The following is a 17,896-nucleotide window of genomic DNA, read 5'->3' on the forward strand; positions in this document are numbered from 1 at the left end:
TCTATCGCGATGGCCATACCCGGAAATTCCATCGCGGCGAAAGTGTAGTGTTAATCGACGCTTACCTGCAAGACAGAACCACCCTAAAAACCACGGTAAAACATACCTTCCTAATGGTTGAAAGAATCAGACGGTAGCGACCTCGGCGCGAGTTCCGAATCCCTCCGCCGCAGCGATACGCTCGACGAGGCTCAAAGCCTGGGCCACCACCTGATCCATGTTGTAGTAGCGGTAGCTTCCCAGCCGGCCCGCGAAGATGACTTCCGGATGCGCCTCCGCGAGCGCCTCGTAGCGCTTGAACAACGCCGCGTTCGCGGGCCGCGGGATCGGGTAATAAGGGTCGCCTTCGTCGCTCGGATACTCGTACGTGATGCTCGTTTTCGCGTGCTGTTGGCCCGTCAGATATTTGTACTCCGTGATGCGCGTGAAAGGCACTTTCTCGGCCGGATAGTTCACCACGGCAAGCGATTGAAAGTGCTCCTGATCGAGCGTTTCGTGCCGGAATGCGAGCGACCGATAAGGCAGTTTCCCGAGACAGTGATCGAAGTATTCGTCAATCGGCCCCGTATAGACGAGCTTGCGATAAGTCACCTCGTCGCGGACCTCGCGATAATCGGTATTGAGCATGACCTTGATATTCGGATGCGCCAGCATCTTCTGGAACATGCGTGTATATCCTTCGAGCGGCATGCACTGATACTCGTCGTTGAAGTAGCCGTCGTCGGCCGTCGTGCGCACCGGTACGCGCGATGTCACCGAGCGATCCAGTTCCGAAGGGTCCATGCCCCATTGCTTGCGGGTGTATCCGCGAAAGAACTTTTCGTACAGTTCGCGGCCGATCTTGCTCACCACCACATCTTCAGATGTCCTGATTTCGGCGAGCGGCTCGGCGCGCGCCGCGAGAAACGCCTCCGCCTGCTGCGGCGAAAGGTCGAGCGAATAGAGGCGATTGAGCGTGGTCAGATTGATCGGCACCGGCACGAGCATGCCGTCGACGGACGCGAGCACGCGATGACGGTACGGTCGCCATGCCGTGAAACGCGATAGATAATCCAGTACGCGCCGTGCGTTCGTGTGAAAGATATGCGGCCCGTAACGATGAATCAGAATGCCGTCCGCGTTGTACTCGTCATAGGCATTGCCTGCAATATGCGGGCGCCGGTCGATGAGCAGAACGCGCTGGCCGTACTCGCTCGCGAGCCGCTCGGCCATCACGCTGCCCGCGAAACCTGCACCGACGATCAGATAATCGAAGCCTTTGCGTTGCTGTGGGCGCGCATCGGACTGCGACGGATGACCGCTCGAGCCGGAATTGGAAGATCCGTTTGCTGTTGTTTCTACGATGCGCATTTTTTCACCTCGGCGAGCATGGCGGCGCACGTGTTGTCCCACGAAGTCCCGGCCAGCACCGCTTCGACGCGGCCGATGAATGCTGCGCGGTCCTGTCCGTCCTCCAGCGCGCTTTCGATGGCACGCTCGAAGGCGGGCGCGTCATCCGCGATGCGGACCACGCCGCTCTCGCCATAGCGCGACACCACATCGGCAATGGGCGTCGATACCACGGGGCGCCCTGCCGCGAGATATTCCGGCGTCTTCGTCGGGCTGATAAAGCGCGTTGCCTCGTTGATCGCGAAAGGCATCAGCGCGACGTCCCAGCCGGCGAGATAGCGCGGCAGGTCGTCGTAGGACTTCTGGCCGAGATAATGAATATTCGCTGCTTGCGGCAGATCAGCGGGCCGGATCTTCGCCACGGGACCGAGCATGACGAACTGCCAGTCCGGTCTCGCAGCGGCGAGCGCGCCGATCAGCGCGGCGTCGAAGCGCTCGTCGAGCACGCCATAGAAGCCGAGACGCGGGCGCGGTATCGGCATCTGGTCGTCAGGCTCGGACAGCGGCGCGCGCGCCTTCTCGAAGTGCGCCACATCGACACTGCTCGGAAACGCATGCACGTTATGGTGAAAACGCCGCTTCGACTCATAGAGGCTCTGACCACCCGTGAAGACGACATGCGCCTTGCGCATGAGCCGCGTTTCGCGCTCCGTGAGTTGCGGCGGCGCGTTCCTGAACGCCGAGAGCTCGTCCATGCAGTCATACACGATAAGCCTCGCGTCGAGGTGATCGGTGAAAGCGAGCGTCATCGGCGAGTAGTACCAGAGACCGAGATCCCAAGTGAGCGTATCCGCGAGATACGCGTCGAGCAGCGCGCGTTGCGCGCGCTCGTCCTCTTCCTGCGTGAAGCCGGACGGAAGGCACGGCGTCAGCACTCGAATGCCTTCATCAGTAGTACGAACATCGAGGAACGGCGCGGCGGTATCTGTTCGTCGAGGCTCTTCGAAGAAGAGCACTTCCGCCTGCTTCGCGATGCGCGAGAGCAAATGCTGCGGTCGCTGATACACGAAATTCCAGCGAAGGTGCGAGAGGCAAAGGAACGTCCGCGGCAGGCCCGATCGCGCGATGGACATGCGCGGGCGAGCGGGCGTCGACGGACTGTCTGCGGACCCGGCCGCGGTGGCGGCTGCGGGTTCTGATCGGGCTTGAGTCTCGCGCAAGGGAGTGTCTCCGGAAGTCGCTGCCGGGTGGAAATCCGCCCGGACATTCATCCATTGCGTCGGTGAGATCCGAAGCTCGGCTGCTTTCGCCTCGCGTTGAAGCCGGGTGACGCTACGCATCGCGCACGCGGCCGCCCGCACGCAGAGTCCGGCAAGGCCCTCGTGCGCGTGTCGTCGCGCTTGCTGACAAATCTGCGACATAAGCGGCAATCCTTGTTCCAGCGCGAGCGTGCTCGGGGCAAACACTGATCGCGCAGGGCGACGGCATACCGAGTGCTTGACTGCGTCGTGGAACGCTCTCACGTCGTACTAATTTTCAGGATGCTGGATATGGATGATCGGCTGGTGCTGTGGGGAGGACTGGAATGCACGGTCAACCGGGTACGGGATACGTTCTTCAGCCAGTTGGACCGTAACGGACATGCGACGCGAGAAGACGATCTTCAGCGCTTCGCGTCCCTGGGCATACGGGCGCTGCGCTATCCGGTGCTGTGGGAAAGAACGGCGCCGTCGAGTATCGACGAAGCCGACTGGTCATGGCTCGATGCGCGCTTGCCGACGCTTCGCGCATTGGGCGTCGAGCCGATAGCGGGCCTCTTGCATCACGGAAGCGGGCCGCTGCCCGGCGGACTGCTCGACCCGCACTTCGCGAGCAGGCTCGCGGAATTCGCACGAGCGGTCGCTGAGCGCTATCCGTGGCTTTCGTACTACACGCCGGTCAACGAGCCGAACACCACTGCGCGATTCAGCGGGCTTTATGGCGTGTGGCATCCGCACGGCACGAATGACCGGACGTATCTCGAAGCGCTGATCAATCAGTGCAAGGCGACGGTGCATGCGATGCGCGAAGTGCGGAAGGTCAACCCGCAAGCGAAGCTCGTTCAGACCGACGATCTCGGCAAGACGCAAGGCACGCCGGCCATGGCCGGGCTCGTCAACTTTTACAACGAACGGCGCTGGCTTTCGTGGGACCTGCTTTGCGGCAAGGTGACGCCGGAACATGCGTTGTGGCGATACATCATGGATGCAGGCGTCGCGGAACAAGACGTGCTGTGGTTCGTCGACAATCCGTGCCCGCCGGATATCGTCGGCATCAACTACTACATCACGAGCGAGCGCTGGCTCGATCACCGGACGCATCAGTATCCGCAGGGTTATCGGTGCGAATGGTACGGTCATCGACTCGCCGACATCGAAGCGGCGCGCGCCCTCGCGCATCCGCCGCAGGGCATACGGACCGTGATCGACGAAGCGTGGCAGCGGTATCGCTTGCCGCTCGCGGTGACAGAAGCGCATATCGACTCGACGCGTCAGGACCAGTTGCGCTGGCTTCATGAGATATGGACCGCCGCGAGCGAAGCACGCGAAGAAGGCGCTGACGTGCGCGCCGTGACGGTGTGGGCGCTGCTCGGCTCGTACGACTGGAACTGCCTCGTCACGGAAGAGCGCGGCTACTACGAATCGGGCGCATTCGACGTGCGCGGACACGAGCCGCGCGAAACCGCCGTTGCGGCGCTGATGCGCGATCTCGCGGCGGGCCGTCCTCACGATCATCCCGTGCTGCATGGCACCGGATGGTGGCGCCGTCCCGGGCGCTTTCTGTGCGAGCCGGTGGTGCTGGACGCTTCCGGCTCAGTCACGGCACCGGCGCGTCAGAGTAACGTGGCGCACTCGCCTGCTCCTATTCTCATTGTCGGCGACGGCGCGCTGGCGCAACTTTTCGCAACCACCTGCGCGCAACGCGACTTGCGATACGCCGCCGTGTCGGCGGACGACGTGCTCGACAACGATGCGATCGGCGCGTTCGAGCCGTGGGCCGTCGTCAATGCAATGGAACATCTGCATTCCGACGAAGCCGAGCGCAGTCCGGGCGATCGCCTTCGAACGATCACGACGACAGCCGTCGCGCTGGCCGAGGCTTGCGCCGCAGCGGGGATCGAATATCTCGGCTTCTCGTCCGATTGCGTGTTCGACGGTCGCGCGACACACCCGTATGTGGAAACGGACGACGTGAGTCCGCTCGATCGCCTCGGCCGCTGCATGGCCGAGACCGAACGCACTGTGTTAGAGCGTTTTCCGGAGGCGCTCGTCGTCCGCACCGGTCCCATCTTCGGCCTGTGGGACAGCGCGGAGTTGCTCGACCGGGTTTTGAACGCCCTCGCTCAGGACCGCGCGTTCGTCGCAGCGAAGGATGTGACGATATCGCCGACCTATGCGCCCGACCTCGTGCACGCGTGCCTCGATCTGTTGATCGACCGCGAGTCGGGCATCGTGCATCTGAGCAGTCGCGGCGCTCTTACGTGCTTCGAATTCGCGGTTCAGGCGGCCAGCCTGGCCGGTTTCGACACGAGCCTCATCGAGGCGCGCAACGTCGAGTCGATGCGTCCGCCCGCGCCGCAGCCTCTTTATCGCGCGCTTGCGAGCCGAAGGGCGGCCGTGCTGCCGACGCTCCAGGATGCGCTTCGACGCTGCATCGAGCATTGGCGCGCGCAGGTGTGCGAGCGCGAGCCGGGACTCGCGATGCAGACGAGAAGCGACGCATAACGTGGCATGTCAACGCGAGTGCTGCGCCGCGATTGCCCGCAAGATGCCGACGAACTCGTCCATTGCTTGCGAAGTCGTCTCGTCTTTTCGCGTGATGACGCTGTAGTTCGACATGGTGCGCCGTATCGGCACATTGAGATAACCGAGCAGGCCGTGCTTCACGTACTTGTCCATCGCGGCCTGCGGCTGAAGCGAGATCATGTCGGTGGCTTGCAGCAACTCCAGCGTCGAAAAAATGGAAGGCGTTTCCACGATGCCGACCGGCGCGACCATGCCGGCGGCCGCGAACGTCTCTTCGAATAGCTGCCGCATCGCGGTGCCTTGCGGATACAGAATCCACGGCCATTGGCCGAGGCTCGTCATCTCCACGCGGCGCTCTTCCAACAACGGATGATGCTGCCCGACGACCGCGCGCACCGGTTCCGCCGATAGCTCGACCACATAAAACAGTGCTTCGTGCCGCGCCTCGGTCGGGCGTCCGACCATGACATCGATGCGCCTTTCTTCGAGCCATGCCGCAAGCTGATCGCTGCTCTGCTCGACCAGCTTGATGATGAGCCGCGGGCGTCGGCGCTGTATCTCCTTGATCGCCGCGGTGACGAGTTGCGCGGCCGAAGCGGGAATGAACCCGACCGTGAGATGGCCGTAGCCGCCGTTCTTCAACGTCGCGAACTCGCTCGAAAACTTGCCGAGGTTCGAAAGCGTCGTGCTGGCGTAGCGCACGGAGAGCGTGCCGAGATCGGTCGGCCGCATTTCGCGCGGCAGGCGTTCGAAGAGCGGCGCATCGAACATCGCTTCCAGGTCGCTCAGGATCTTCGTCGCGGCCGGCTGCGTGATGTGCATCTGTTCGGCCGCGATGCGCAGGTTGCGCGTGCGGCCCAGCAGTTCGAGCAACTGGAGATGCCGGAAGCGCAGCTTCGTGAGCACCTGGGCAGCGGAGAGCGTGGAATCTTGCGACATAGGGTAAACGTGCGCCGACTCATAACCGAATGGAATTGATTCTACTCAATTCGCGATTGGACGCTTATCGAAAGCGCATCGGAAAATTTGAGGCTTCTCGCAGTCCACGAACTCTTACCCTGACCGAACCCCTCACGATGAACACACCAGTCCGATACTCCGCCGATGAACTGCAAGCCTTCGCCCGGCGTCTCTTCACGAAAGCCGGCATGGAAGACGTGAAAGCCCAAGCCGTGGCGCGCACGCTCGTCGACGGCGACTTGATGGGACACGATACCCACGGCCTCGCGTTGCTGCCCGGCTATATCCGCGAAATCGAGAACGGCGCGATGACATGCGCCGGCGAACCGGAGGTCGTGTCGGACCGCGGCGCCAGCGTGTTGTGGGATGGCCGGCGTCTTCCCGGCCCGTGGCTGGTTCTGAGCGGCATCGAAACGCTCGCGCCCAGAGCGAAGAAATATGGCAGCGCGACGCTCGTGATCCGGCGCAGCCACCACATCGCTTGTCTTGCGAGCTATCTGGAGAAGGCCACGGCGGACGGATTCATGATCGTGCTCGCGAGTTCCGATCCGGCGGTGCAGAGCGTCGCGCCTCACGGCGGCACGCGCTCGGTCTTCACGCCGAACCCGATTGCAGCGGGCATTCCCACGTCGGGCACGCCGTTTCTCATCGACATCTCGGCATCCACGGTGACGAACGGCATGACCGCGCGCCGCCATAAAGCGGGCGAACTGTTCGACGAAGCCTGCTTTCTCGATGCGCAAGGACACCCGAGCCGCGATCCCGCCGTGCTCTCAGCCGAGCCGCCGGGGTCCATCCTGCCGGTCGGCGGCATGACGTGGGGACATAAGGGCTTCGGGCTCGCGCTCTTGATCGAGGCGCTGACGGGCGGTCTCGCCGGTCACGGCCGGGCCGATCCGCCGGATGGCTGGGGCGCGACGGTATTTCTGTCGCTATATGATCCCGCGGCCTTCGGCGGTCCCGCCGCGTTCGAGCGGCAAATGGACTGGATCGGCGACGCCTGCCGAGAGAATCCGCCGCGCCCTGGAACGTCGAGCGTGCGGATGCCGGGCGATCGCGGACTGAGCTTGAAGCGCGACCAGTTGCGCGACGGCGTGGCGCTGCATCCGACCATCGCGCCGGCGCTGGAAGCCTGCGCCGAGCGCTATGAGATTGCGTTTCCCGCCGCGCTCGCCGGCTGACGAATCAACGAGAGCGGGCGTCGCGGCGGTGTGCTGTCGGTTTGCTGTTATGTGCGCTCGTCGAGCGCGGCCGGCGGAATCGGGCCGCGCACCAGCACCCAATAGCCGGTCACCGCGACGGCCGCCACGCCAGCCCCGACGAAAAGCGCGGGCTGGAACGAGTGCGACTTCTGCACGATAAAGCCCGTCACCACCGGCGCCAGCGCGCCGCCGAAGTAGCCGCCGAAGTTCTGCATCGCGCCGATCGACGCCGTGCAGTTGGCAGGCGCGGCCACGGAAGCCGTCGCCCAGGCCGCGCTGCTCGACACGTACAGCAGCAGCATCGAGATGGAGATGAACACGACCGCCAGCGTCGCGCTGTGCGTGAGGCCGGTCAGCACCGTGAACACGGCGACACCGAAGAGCGAAGCCGCCATCGGGTATTTGCGGCTATTGACCGCCGATACGCCGCGCCGGGCGAGCACGTCGCAGATCTTGCCGCCCGAGAGCGAGCCGATCACGCCGAAGAGATACGGCACCGCCGCCACCCATCCGGACTTCGAAATGGTCAGATGGAACTCCATCTGCAGATACGTCGGCAACCACGCGTTGTAGAGCCACAAGACGTAGATCGTGCCGAAGAAGCCGAGCAGCATGCCCCACGTCGTGCCGAATTCGAACAGACGACGCCATTCGCGCCACGTCGGACGGCTCTGCACTTCGCCATCGACATCCGTGAGGTAGGCGCGCTCGCGTTGCGTGAGCTCGACCTGACGCGGATCGCGATGCACGGCGAAGAAGCACAGCGCCACGACAAGGCCTGCGATGCCCATGATGCCGAACATCCAGCGCCATCCGACGGCCAACATCACGACCGTCAGCAAGGGTGCCGATATCGCGGTGCCGAGCGTGGACGAACTGTTCCAGATGCCGGTTGCGGCGCCCCGCTCCTTCTTGCCGAACCAGTCGCGCACGACCTTCGCGCTCGTCGGAAACTGCGGCGCCTCGCCGATGCCCAGCACCATGCGCGCGGCGAAGAACTGGCCGAAGCTCGTCACCACGCCGCCGAACGCTTGCGCCACCGACCACGTCGCGAGACTGACGGCCAGCATGATGCGCGCGCCGAAGCGATCGACGAGCGCGCCGGCCGGCAGTTGCGCGAACGCATACGCCCACAGGAACGCCGAAAGCAGCAGCCCCATTTCGGCGACCGACAGCCCGAGGTCGTGGCGGATCAGCGGATTCGCGATGGACAGCGTGGCGCGGTCGATGTAGTTGATGACGCCGCTCAAGAGGAGCAAAGCAAGCGCAGTGCGCTGGATTCGCCGGACTCTCGGCGAAGCGCGGTCGTCGGACGCGACGAACTGGGCGCCGCTCGCGTCCGTTTCCGGCACGCGCGGCGCGGTGGAGGATTGCTCCATGGGTATGTCTCCTGGATATTCGTTTTGTCGGCGAGGCCGTGTGTCGATTCCGACGCGCGCAAGGCGGCATTGGACTGAGGCACGATAAGTCGGCGTCCGTCAGAAATCCAATCACTATTCCTCGGGAACCGATTCCATTTGTTTATCGCGCGCTAGGGGCAAACCCGCGCATGGCAAGCGTCTTTGCCGGCGTTTGCGCCCTTACAACGGTCGCGCGCGCACGACGAATCGCCGGACCGGCGTCGCGTGTCTAGCGTATCATTGCCGCGCCCCTGCCATTTCCACCAAGAAGGACTCCATGCATCCGCCAACATTGGCCGGTACGCCGCTCGACGCGTATCACGTCTGCGCGTTCTTCGACAGCCGCGACGATGAGTACGCAACGCTCAATCCCTTCTTCAAGGAGGCGGTCGAGAATGGCGAAAAGGTCATGCATATCATCGATCCCGCTTTGTTCGCCGACCATCGTGCGCGGCTCACGGCGTCCGGCATCGATGCGGCGCACTGCGAGGCTTGCGGCCAGCTCGAACTCGTGCCCTGGGGCGATGCGTATCTGAATGACGAAGGCGTGTTCGACAAAGACAAGATGCTGGCCGCCGTCGAGCATCTGACCGGAACCGGGCGCGATGCGGGCTTCCGGCGTCTGCGGATCATGGGCAACATGGACTGGATATTCTCGGATATCGACGTTGCGCCGAAGCTGATCGAATACGAAGCCGAGGTCAACGAGGTGCTCGCGCGCAATCGCCAGCCGGCCATCTGCGTGTACGACATGGCGAAGCTCTCGGGCGCCATGCTGATGGACCTGCTGCGCACGCACCCGATGACGCTCATCAACGGTGTGGTGCAGGAGAATCCCTTCTTCACGCCGCCTTCGCAGATGATTCTCGAACTCAAACGGCGTCGGTTCATCGAATCCGTGCCGGGCGACGAGCCGGCCGGCAGCCCCGGCGCCTCTCTGGAAGAGCATGTTCGCTGACGCGGCGATCGAGGCGCTGTCGCGGGAAGCCGCGGAGCGCAGCCTGCGCGATCTCATGGGCCTGCTGGCGCTGCCCGCGCTATGGGCCGGGCGCGACGGCCGCACGGTCATCGAGCTGATGACGGAGGCCGTCGAGCGAATCGTGCGTCTGGACATTTGCTACGCGCACGTGCCGTTGCTTCCCGACGCTCCTCCCTTCGAAAGCCTGCGTCTGTCGGAAGCCGACGCGACCGCCGATACGCGTCTTGCCTGGGAAAGCGCGATCGAAGGGTGGCGGCGCATGCCCATCAGCCCGCGAGCCGTGCTTCAGGCGACGCCGGCGGGCGCGCAACGGCTCGTGCGCATGAGCATGGGCTACACGGCCGCGCAGGGCAGCGTCTGGTTCGGCTCGGCGGATCCGTCGTTTCCCTCCGTGACGGACCTCGCGTTTCTCCGCGCGGCGACCTCGCTCGCGGCCACGGGTTTGCAGGCGGCGCGGGCCGCTCATGAACGCGAGACGGCAAGCCGCGCAAAAGACGAATTCCTCGCCATGCTCGGTCACGAGCTGCGCAATCCGCTCGCGCCGATCACGACCGCGCTCGGCCTCATCCGCAAACATCGCGGGGGAACGCCGGACAAGTACCACGACATCATCGAGCGGCAGGTATCGCATCTGTCGCGGCTCGTCGAAGATCTGCTGGACGTGAGCCGCATCACGCGCGGGTCGATCGAACTGCATCTGGAACCCGTGCGAATCGGGTCGGTGCTGACGCGGGCGATCGAGGCCGCGAGTCCGCTGATCGAGCAGCGCGGCCAAACGTTGTCGCTCTCCGTGACGGACGACGGCGCATTGATCTCCGCGGACCTCACGCGGCTCACGCAGGTCTTCGGCAATCTGCTCAACAACGCGGCGAAATACACGGATGCGGGCGGCGCCATCCGCGTCGAAGCCGTGACGCGCGCGACGGAGATCGTCGTGTCCGTGTCCGATAACGGCGCCGGCATCAGCGACGAACTGATGCCCCGCCTCTTCACCATCTTCGAGCAAGGGCGAACCACCATCGACCGCGCGAAAGGCGGACTGGGCATCGGCCTCGCGCTCGTGAAGAATCTCGTCGAACTGCACGGCGGCACCGTGACCGCGACGAGCGAAGGGCCGGCCAAGGGTTCCACTTTCGTCGTGACGCTGCCGACCGCACCGCATGCGCTCGCGCCGGTGGATGCGTTGCCGTACGGGCATTCGCTTCCCGACGGCAACGGCGTGCGCGTGCTGCTCGTCGACGACAACGAGGACGGTCTCCTCGCGATGGAAGCGTTTCTCACCGAGCTCGGATTCGACGTGGCGACGGCGAGCCTGCCGGAGGCGGCACTCCGAGTCGCGGCGGAGTTTCGCCCGGCGTTCGCCGTGCTCGATATCGGCTTGCCGGGCATGGACGGCTACGAGCTCGCCAGGGCGCTGCAACGTCAATATGGGGCTGACGCGCCCCGGCTCTTCGCGTTGACCGGCTATGGCCAGGCCGAAGACCGCAAGCGCTCGGCGGACGCCGGCTTCGAGCGTCACTTCGTGAAGCCGGTGCCGCTCATGGATCTCGCTGAGGCGCTGCGCGTCATCGAGTGACGCACTCGCGGCCCGTTACGCTTCGTTTTCGGGGAAATCCGCGCCCACCGTCGTCTTTTCCCACGTGTCGAAGTCGCGCTTGAGCGTGTCGAGCTTCTTGCGCGCCAGTTCGAGCGCGGTCTTGCCGAGCAGCAGGCGCAGCGGCGGCGCGTCGGCAGTCGCGGCTTCGATGATGGCGTGCGCCGCGCGCACCGGATCGCCCGCCTGATTGCCGCTGCGAGCCGCTGTCTGCTTGCGACGCTCGCCCGCGGTCGCCGCATAGTCGGCGATTTCGGTCGCCGAGGACTTGATCGACGGTCCCGCCCAGTTGGTTCGGAACGGACCCGGCTCGACGATCATCACGTCGATGCCGAGCGGCTTCAGTTCCGTCGCAAGCGATTCGGATATGCCTTCCACCGCGTACTTCGTGCCGTGGTAGTAGCCTGTCGCGGCAAAGCTGGCAAGCCCGCCGATGGACGAAACGTTGATGACGATGCCGCTCTTCTGGGCCCGCATAACGGGCAGAACCGCCTTCGTCATATCGACGAGACCGAACACGTTGGTTTCGAACATGTCGCGCACCACGTCGTCTTCGCCCTCTTCGATCGCCGCAAGATAGCCGTAACCTGCGTTATTGACTAGAGCGTCGATGCGGCCGAAGCGTTGCATCGTCTGCTCGACGGCGCTCTTGATCTGTTCGCGGTTCTGTACGTCGAGCGGCAGGACGATGGCGCGATCTTCGTGTCCCTTGACGATGTCCTGCACTTTCGACGGATCGCGGGCCGTCACGACCGCGCGCCAGCCGCGTTCGAGCACCGCGTTCGCCAATTCGCGGCCGAAGCCCGTTGAACAGCCGGTAATCAGCCAGACGGGATTGTCCCGGTTCATCATGTCCAGACTCCTTTCAGATGGAAAGTTCGATGGAAGCGTTCGTGGCGACAGCAGAAGAGTCGAGCATGCGACGGAATATGGCCGCGCATGTCGGGTAAGAGCCGAATTCATTCTAGCTGCGGTCGCCGTTTGTCGCACGGATCGTGCCGGGCGGAAACTGCTGTCTCTCGCGCAAATCGTTAGGACGTCTATCATGATGCCGTCGATCGACTGCGGGCGTGGAACCGGAACAAAGTCGTCGATGGATGTATTCTCGACAGGTTGCAGTTACGGCTTCCAATTGAGGCATCGGTCTTGCGATCATGCCCGCGAGCAACGCCACAAGCCGACCGTGCATGCTGCACGCGGCTTTCGTTAGAATGAATCGAATCCCCTATTTCTGCCATTGCAGGAGGCGAGCGTGTCAGGTTTACTCCCCGATGTTGACCCCGAGGGACTCCTCGAATATTCAGTCGTTTTCACCGACCGGTCACTGAATCACATGTCGCAGCGCTTTCAGGGCGTCATGCGCGACATCTCGGCCTTGCTCAAACAGGTCTATCACGCGCATTCGGCCGTCGTGGTTCCCGGTAGCGGGACGTTCGGCATGGAAGCCGTCGCGCGTCAATTCGCGACGAACAGAAAGTGTCTCGTGATTCGCAACGGCTGGTTCAGTTACCGCTGGACGCAGATATTCGACATGGGCAGCATTCCGTCTGAGTCCGTGGTGCTGAAGGCGCGTCCGGCGCAGCAAGGCAGGCAGGTCCCGTATGCGCCGCCTCCGGTGGACGAAGTCGTCGCGGCGATCGCAGAGCACAAGCCCGATCTGGTCTTCGCCCCGCATGTCGAGACGGCATCGGGCGTAATGCTGCCCGACAGCTACTTGCGCGCCGTGTCGAACGCGGTGCATGCGGTCGGAGGCATGTTCGTGCTGGATTGCGTCGCCTCCGGCACGGTGTGGGTCGATATGCAGGCAAGCGGCATCGACGTCCTTCTCAGCGCGCCGCAAAAAGGATGGAGCGCGTCGCCGTGCTGCGCGCTCGTGATGCTCAGTCCCCTCGCCCGCGAGAGGATCGAAGCGACGACGAGCACCAGCTTCGCCTGCGACCTGCGCAAGTGGCTGCAGATCATGGAAGCCTACGAAAAAGGTGGCTTCGCCTATCACGCCACGATGCCGACGGACAGTCTCGAAACCCTGCGCGACGCGATGAAGGAAGCGGAGTCGTACGGCTTCGACAAGGTACGGGCGGAGCAACTCGAACTGGGCCAGCGCGTGCGCGCGCTATTGGCCGAGAAGGGCTTCAAGAGCGTGGCACCGGAAGGTTTCGAGGCTCCCGGGGTCGTCGTCAGCTACACGGACGATGACGGCATCCGCTCCGGCCAGAAGTTCGCCGACGCCGGCTTGCAAGTGGCCGCGGGCGTTCCGCTCATGTGCGACGAGCCCGACGATTTCAAGACCTTCCGCATCGGGCTATTCGGACTCGACAAGCTGCACGACGTTGATGCTGCCGTGGCCCGAGTGGCCCGCGCATTGGAGCGGATCGTCTGATGTACCCCTGACGTCAGTGCGGCGAACTCACGAGCTTCATGAGTTCGCCGCTTGCGCCTTCGACTGCGCGCCTTGCGCGATCTGGTGCTGCCTTTTTCGTCTATGCGCGGGATGCCGTGGATGGCGAACGCGTGACCTTGCAGGACGATGTCCTTGTCGTCGAGTCGATATGTGGCAGGCGCAAGCGCACGTATCAATTCAACACGCAATGGGTCACGCTGCTTATCGCGCAGAACGGCGCAGGCGTACGACTGTTCGTTCGCAGCGCGTGCGAAACGGTGGAACTCGGGCGCTTCGCGACGCGGGGGCATCGCTTGCAATTCGCCTCGGAAATTCAACGCATTGCGCGATGCGAGCGCGGTGCGCATCCATAATCAGACTGCGGAGGCAATGCCTCGTGCTCGACAACGCGCACTGCGCGTGCGTGTAGCCACCTGAAAGAGCGGCCACACGCCTTACGACGTCACGTCATTCGCCTTTCACGGACGCCGCGCCGTCTTCGTTGCTGCCGCCTTCCCGACGCTGCACGCCGGCACCTTCGGTGCCGCCTATCGTGTCTTCCTTGCTGGACAATTCGACGAGCCCTTCTTCCTCCGTGATATTCGACGTCTCGACGGCTCTCGGGTTGCCGGGTCCCGACGGGCTGTTCGCGTGTCTGGCCATGACTGACTCCGTTTGGTTGATGGCAGGGCGGCCGCCTGGCAAAGCGCCCTCCTTCCTTATTCAAGTGGTATCGCCCAGGCTACCGCAATGCTTGCAATGCCTATGCCCAGCTTCTGGCGATCACGGCTTCGACGGGCATGACGCATGCGGCGCTGTCATTCTCAATCAACGGAGCGTGACTATGAACGAGCAAACTTCTGGAAAGCAAAACAAGGAGCCAAGCGAGACGGAGCGCGAACGAGCTCGCGAAGATCGACAACAGACCGAAGTGGACGGCGCGTCGGATAGAAGTGGAAGCGGCAACACGCTTGGCGATGGCAGCAGCAATAGCCAGGGCAATAAGCAGGGACAAGCATAGTCAGTCGCAGCGGCGCGAGACGAACGATAGGTCGCTCGCACGTTCTCGCGCAACTCGGCGGATACGGGAGAGAGTGGATGAAACGCGTCTCTTACTGCGTCTTCGCAGCGTCGCTACCTGCGCAAGTGTCTACGCCTTCCAGCCCTTGCGCGCGCTTCTTCGCTGCAAGCCGGGCCTGCGCGAGTTGCAAGTTTCGCGGGTAGTAAAAGTCTTCCTGCCACGGCTGATAGCCGACGCTCTCCAGTTCCCGAAGCTCGCACTGCGCCCGCGCGCGAGTCATGGGTACTTGTTGGGTCGACGTCTGCGCAAATGCGGTCATGGACACTGCAATCGACAAGCCGCCAGCCAACCCTAGAAAACGAGCATTGAAACGCTTCATGGAACTGCTCCTGCATGAAATGCTTCGTGGAGCAATCGACGGACCGCGTTCGCGTCGCCTCTATCACTGCGATGTCAGCGGGTACGAACGTTGCGCGCCCTCGATGCCTGCGCGCATGCGCGTCCTTCACTTGTTCAGAGACAGGGAAACGAACCATGCCTCATATGTGCGATGTATGCGGCGCCCGACCGGCGACCGTTCGTTTGGCGGTCCTGCGCGATGGCCGCCGGCACGTTCTGAATGTGTGCGACTTTCACTATGCGCAGTTGACGCGACATCAACGCGCACTATCTCCTTTCGAAGCGCTCTTCACGAGCCACGCGCCCGGCCAACCCGAGACGGCGGCGCAGCGCCTGTCGAGCGAGCGCGAGACGAGTGCCGAAGGCGTCGGCCTGGAGCGCTATCTCAGCGACAGCGCGAAAGAGATGCTCATGCGGGCCGCCGAGCGCGCCGTGCAATTCGGACGTCCCGAAGTCGATACCGAGCACCTTCTGTACGAGCTTGCCGATAACGCCGTCGTGCAATCGATGCTGAAAAACATCGGCATCGACGCCAACGAAGTACGCCGATTCATCGACGCCAACGTGCAACGCCGTGAAGGCGTGCCGCCGCCCGCAGGCGGCGCCATCGGCGTGTCGCCCCGCTTGAAGAGCGCGTTGGACCGCGCATTCGTGGCCTCGCGCCAGCTGCGGCACAGTTACATCGGACCTGAACACTTGTTGATCGGCCTGTCCGAAGTGCCGGATAGCTTCGCCGGGCAATTGCTCGGCAAGATGAGCGTCGACGCGCAGGCGCTGCGGCGGCTGACCACGCAAACGGTCGGCGCGGGCGGGCCGCCGAACAGAGATGGCCCGCCTTCGCGCACGCCGAATCTCGACAAGTTCAGCCGCGACCTGACCGCGCTCGCACGCGAAGGTCATCTCGATCCCGTGATCGGCAGGGCGAGCGAGATCGAAACCATGGTGGAAGTACTCGCCCGCCGGCGCAAGAACAACCCGGTGCTGATCGGCGAGCCGGGCGTCGGCAAGACTGCGGTCGTCGAAGGTCTTGCGCAACGCATGATTGGCGGCGACGTGCCCGAGTCGGTGCGCGACAAGCGACTCATCGAGCTGAATGTGAACTCGATGGTCGCGGGCGCCAAGTACCGCGGCGAGTTCGAAGAGCGCGTGAAGCAGGTCATCGACGAAATCACGGCCAACCGCGAGACCCTGCTGCTGTTCGTCGACGAGGTGCATACGATCGTCGGCGCGGGACAGGGCGGCGGCGAAGGCGGACTCGATATCGCCAACGTGTTCAAGCCCGCCATGGCGCGCGGCGAACTGAACCTGATCGGCGCGACGACGCTCGCCGAGTACCAGAAGCACATCGAGAAAGACGCGGCGCTCGAACGACGCTTTCAACCCGTGCTGATTCCCGAGCCGAGCGTCGCGCAAACCATCAACATTCTTCGCGGCTTGCGCGACCGCCTCGAAGCGCATCACAAGGTGACGATTCAGGACGACGCGATTGTCGCCGCAGCCGAGTTGTCGGATCGCTATATCAGCGGGCGCTTTCTGCCGGACAAGGCAATCGATCTCGTCGATCAGGCGGCGGCGCGCGTCAATCTCTCGGCCACGTCGCGGCCCGCGGCCATTTTCGAACTCGAGTCCGAACTCGCGCAACTGCGCCGCGAACAGGACTACGCGGCGTCGCGCAAGCAGTACGACCGGGCGCACGCGCTCGATGCCGAGATCGCCGGAAAGCAGAAGGCCTTCAACGATGCGACGGACGAATGGAAGAAGCGCATCGGCACGAATACGTCGAATGTGACGGTGACGCAGATTGCCGAGATCGTCGCGACGCTCACGGGCATTCCGGTCACTCAATTGACCGAGCAGGAGCGTGAACGGCTGCTGAACATGGAGGCGCGCCTGCACGAGCGCGTGATCGGCCAGGAAGAGGCCGTGCGCGCGGTAAGCGATGCGGTCCGCCGTGCGCGAACCGGCCTTCAGGGACGCAACCGGCCCATCGCGGTCTTCCTCTTTCTAGGCTCGACCGGCGTGGGCAAGACAGAACTCGCGAAGGCATTGGCCGAGGTCGTATTCGGCGATGAAGACGCCATGCTGCGTGTCGACATGAGCGAGTACATGGAGCGTCACGCCGTGTCGCGGCTGATCGGCTCGCCGCCCGGCTACGTGGGCTATGAAGAGGGCGGGCAACTGACCGAGCGCGTGCGCCGGCGTCCGTATAGCGTGATTCTTCTCGACGAGATAGAGAAGGCGCACGCCGATGTGTATAACGTGCTGCTGCAAGTCTTCGACGACGGACGCCTCACCGACGGAAAAGGCCGGGTGGTCGATTTCAGCAACACGCTGATCATCGCGACCAGTAACCTCGCGTCGGACGTGATCGCGGGACAAAGGCGCGCGACACTCGGCTTCACGAGCTCGGACAGCGACGCGGACAACTCCGTGAGAAGCGGCGTGATGAACGTACTGCGTCAACACTTCCGGCCCGAGTTCCTGAACCGCATCGACGACATCATCTTGTTCAAGTCGCTCGGACGCGAGGAGATCCGGCAGATCGTGCAATTGCAACTGGAGCACGTCAAGCGCATGGCGCACAGTCAGGACATCGACCTGGAGTTCGATGAATCGGTGGTCGAATACCTTGGCGAAGCCGGATACCGACCGGAATTCGGCGCGCGAGAATTGCGCCGGCAGATTCGTCAGCTGATCGAAAACGAACTGGCGAAAGAGATGCTCAAGGGCGATATCGTCGAAGGCGCGCGCGTGCGCTGCGCGTACGATCGGGAAGCGCGGCGTATCGTTTTCGATGCCGAGCGCAAGAGCGCCGCCGATCTCGGCACACCGCCTACGCCGTGAGTA

Annotated in this window: 15 protein-coding genes; 8 read left to right on the forward strand and 7 right to left on the reverse strand. The window is 63.6% G+C overall.

Annotated elements, in window-relative coordinates; all coding sequences use genetic code 11:
• Positions 1–126: 126 nt before the first annotated feature.
• Both glf and NCR37_RS28530 read right to left on the reverse strand, forming a co-directional pair.
• Entirely contained in the window at positions 127–1,350 is a 1,224-nt protein-coding gene (glf, locus tag NCR37_RS17375; RefSeq protein WP_284506920.1) for a UDP-galactopyranose mutase, read from the reverse strand.
• A complete protein-coding gene (locus tag NCR37_RS28530; RefSeq protein WP_250474090.1) occupies positions 1,338–2,396 on the reverse strand; it encodes a glycosyltransferase family 1 protein in 1,059 nt (352 codons plus the stop codon). The genes glf and NCR37_RS28530 overlap by 13 nt, the downstream gene beginning before the upstream one ends.
• 483 nt (positions 2,397–2,879) lie before the next feature.
• On the opposite strand from NCR37_RS28530, the gene NCR37_RS17385 reads away from it, so the two are divergent.
• Positions 2,880–5,093, forward strand: a complete 2,214-nt coding sequence (locus tag NCR37_RS17385; protein ID WP_250474091.1) for a family 1 glycosylhydrolase — start codon at positions 2,880–2,882, stop codon at positions 5,091–5,093.
• Between the two features lie 9 nt (positions 5,094–5,102).
• On the opposite strand, the gene NCR37_RS17390 is transcribed toward NCR37_RS17385, so the two are convergent.
• Positions 5,103–6,053, reverse strand: coding sequence for a LysR family transcriptional regulator (locus tag NCR37_RS17390; protein ID WP_250474092.1), 951 nt, complete (start codon positions 6,051–6,053; stop codon positions 5,103–5,105).
• Between the two features lie 137 nt (positions 6,054–6,190).
• Between NCR37_RS17390 and NCR37_RS17395 the strand changes: the two genes are divergently transcribed.
• The gene (locus NCR37_RS17395) at positions 6,191–7,255 is read left to right on the forward strand and encodes an Ldh family oxidoreductase (protein ID WP_250474093.1); all 1,065 of its coding nucleotides are present in this window, start codon (positions 6,191–6,193) and stop codon (positions 7,253–7,255) included.
• Between the two features lie 47 nt (positions 7,256–7,302).
• On the opposite strand, the gene NCR37_RS17400 is transcribed toward NCR37_RS17395, so the two are convergent.
• On the reverse strand, positions 7,303–8,655 hold the full coding sequence (locus NCR37_RS17400; RefSeq protein ID WP_250474094.1) for an MFS transporter: 1,353 nt from the start codon (positions 8,653–8,655) through the stop codon (positions 7,303–7,305).
• Positions 8,656–8,953: 298 nt separating this feature from the next.
• Between NCR37_RS17400 and NCR37_RS17405 the strand changes: the two genes are divergently transcribed.
• On the forward strand, positions 8,954–9,634 hold the full coding sequence (locus NCR37_RS17405; protein ID WP_250474095.1) for an MEDS domain-containing protein: 681 nt from the start codon (positions 8,954–8,956) through the stop codon (positions 9,632–9,634).
• Positions 9,624–11,231, forward strand: a complete 1,608-nt coding sequence (locus NCR37_RS17410; RefSeq protein ID WP_250474096.1) for a hybrid sensor histidine kinase/response regulator — start codon at positions 9,624–9,626, stop codon at positions 11,229–11,231. Before NCR37_RS17405 ends, NCR37_RS17410 begins: the two co-directional genes overlap by 11 nt.
• Before the next feature lie 15 nt (positions 11,232–11,246).
• Here the strand turns inward: NCR37_RS17410 and NCR37_RS17415 are convergent, their stop codons facing one another.
• Positions 11,247–12,101 carry an oxidoreductase gene (locus tag NCR37_RS17415; RefSeq protein WP_250474097.1) on the reverse strand — a complete coding sequence of 285 codons (855 nt, stop codon included), beginning with the start codon at positions 12,099–12,101 and terminating at the stop codon, positions 11,247–11,249.
• 400 nt (positions 12,102–12,501) lie between these two features.
• Between NCR37_RS17415 and NCR37_RS17420 the strand changes: the two genes are divergently transcribed.
• Both NCR37_RS17420 and NCR37_RS17425 read left to right on the forward strand, forming a co-directional pair.
• Positions 12,502–13,629 (forward strand): aminotransferase class V-fold PLP-dependent enzyme, encoded by a 1,128-nt coding sequence (locus tag NCR37_RS17420; RefSeq protein ID WP_250474098.1) that lies wholly within the window; start codon positions 12,502–12,504, stop codon positions 13,627–13,629.
• Between the two features lie 38 nt (positions 13,630–13,667).
• Positions 13,668–14,003, forward strand: a complete 336-nt coding sequence (locus NCR37_RS17425; protein WP_250474099.1) for a DUF2244 domain-containing protein — start codon at positions 13,668–13,670, stop codon at positions 14,001–14,003.
• Between the two features lie 94 nt (positions 14,004–14,097).
• Here the strand turns inward: NCR37_RS17425 and NCR37_RS17430 are convergent, their stop codons facing one another.
• Positions 14,098–14,292 (reverse strand): hypothetical protein, encoded by a 195-nt coding sequence (locus NCR37_RS17430; RefSeq protein WP_250474100.1) that lies wholly within the window; start codon positions 14,290–14,292, stop codon positions 14,098–14,100.
• Positions 14,293–14,473: 181 nt separating this feature from the next.
• Here NCR37_RS17430 and NCR37_RS17435 point away from each other — a divergent pair, with 181 nt between their 5' ends.
• Positions 14,474–14,650 (forward strand): hypothetical protein, encoded by a 177-nt coding sequence (locus tag NCR37_RS17435; protein WP_250474101.1) that lies wholly within the window; start codon positions 14,474–14,476, stop codon positions 14,648–14,650.
• 91 nt (positions 14,651–14,741) lie between these two features.
• Here NCR37_RS17435 and NCR37_RS17440 read toward each other — a convergent pair whose 3' ends face one another.
• Positions 14,742–14,930, reverse strand: a complete 189-nt coding sequence (locus tag NCR37_RS17440; protein ID WP_250474102.1) for a hypothetical protein — start codon at positions 14,928–14,930, stop codon at positions 14,742–14,744.
• Positions 14,931–15,184: 254 nt separating this feature from the next.
• Between NCR37_RS17440 and NCR37_RS17445 the strand changes: the two genes are divergently transcribed.
• Positions 15,185–17,893: an ATP-dependent Clp protease ATP-binding subunit gene (locus NCR37_RS17445; RefSeq protein WP_250474103.1), complete on the forward strand. Its 2,709-nt coding sequence runs from the start codon at positions 15,185–15,187 to the stop codon at positions 17,891–17,893.
• Positions 17,894–17,896: the final 3 nt, after the last annotated feature.

The sequence above is a fragment of the Caballeronia sp. GAFFF1 genome (genome assembly GCF_023630705.1).
GTDB lineage: Bacteria > Pseudomonadota > Gammaproteobacteria > Burkholderiales > Burkholderiaceae > Caballeronia.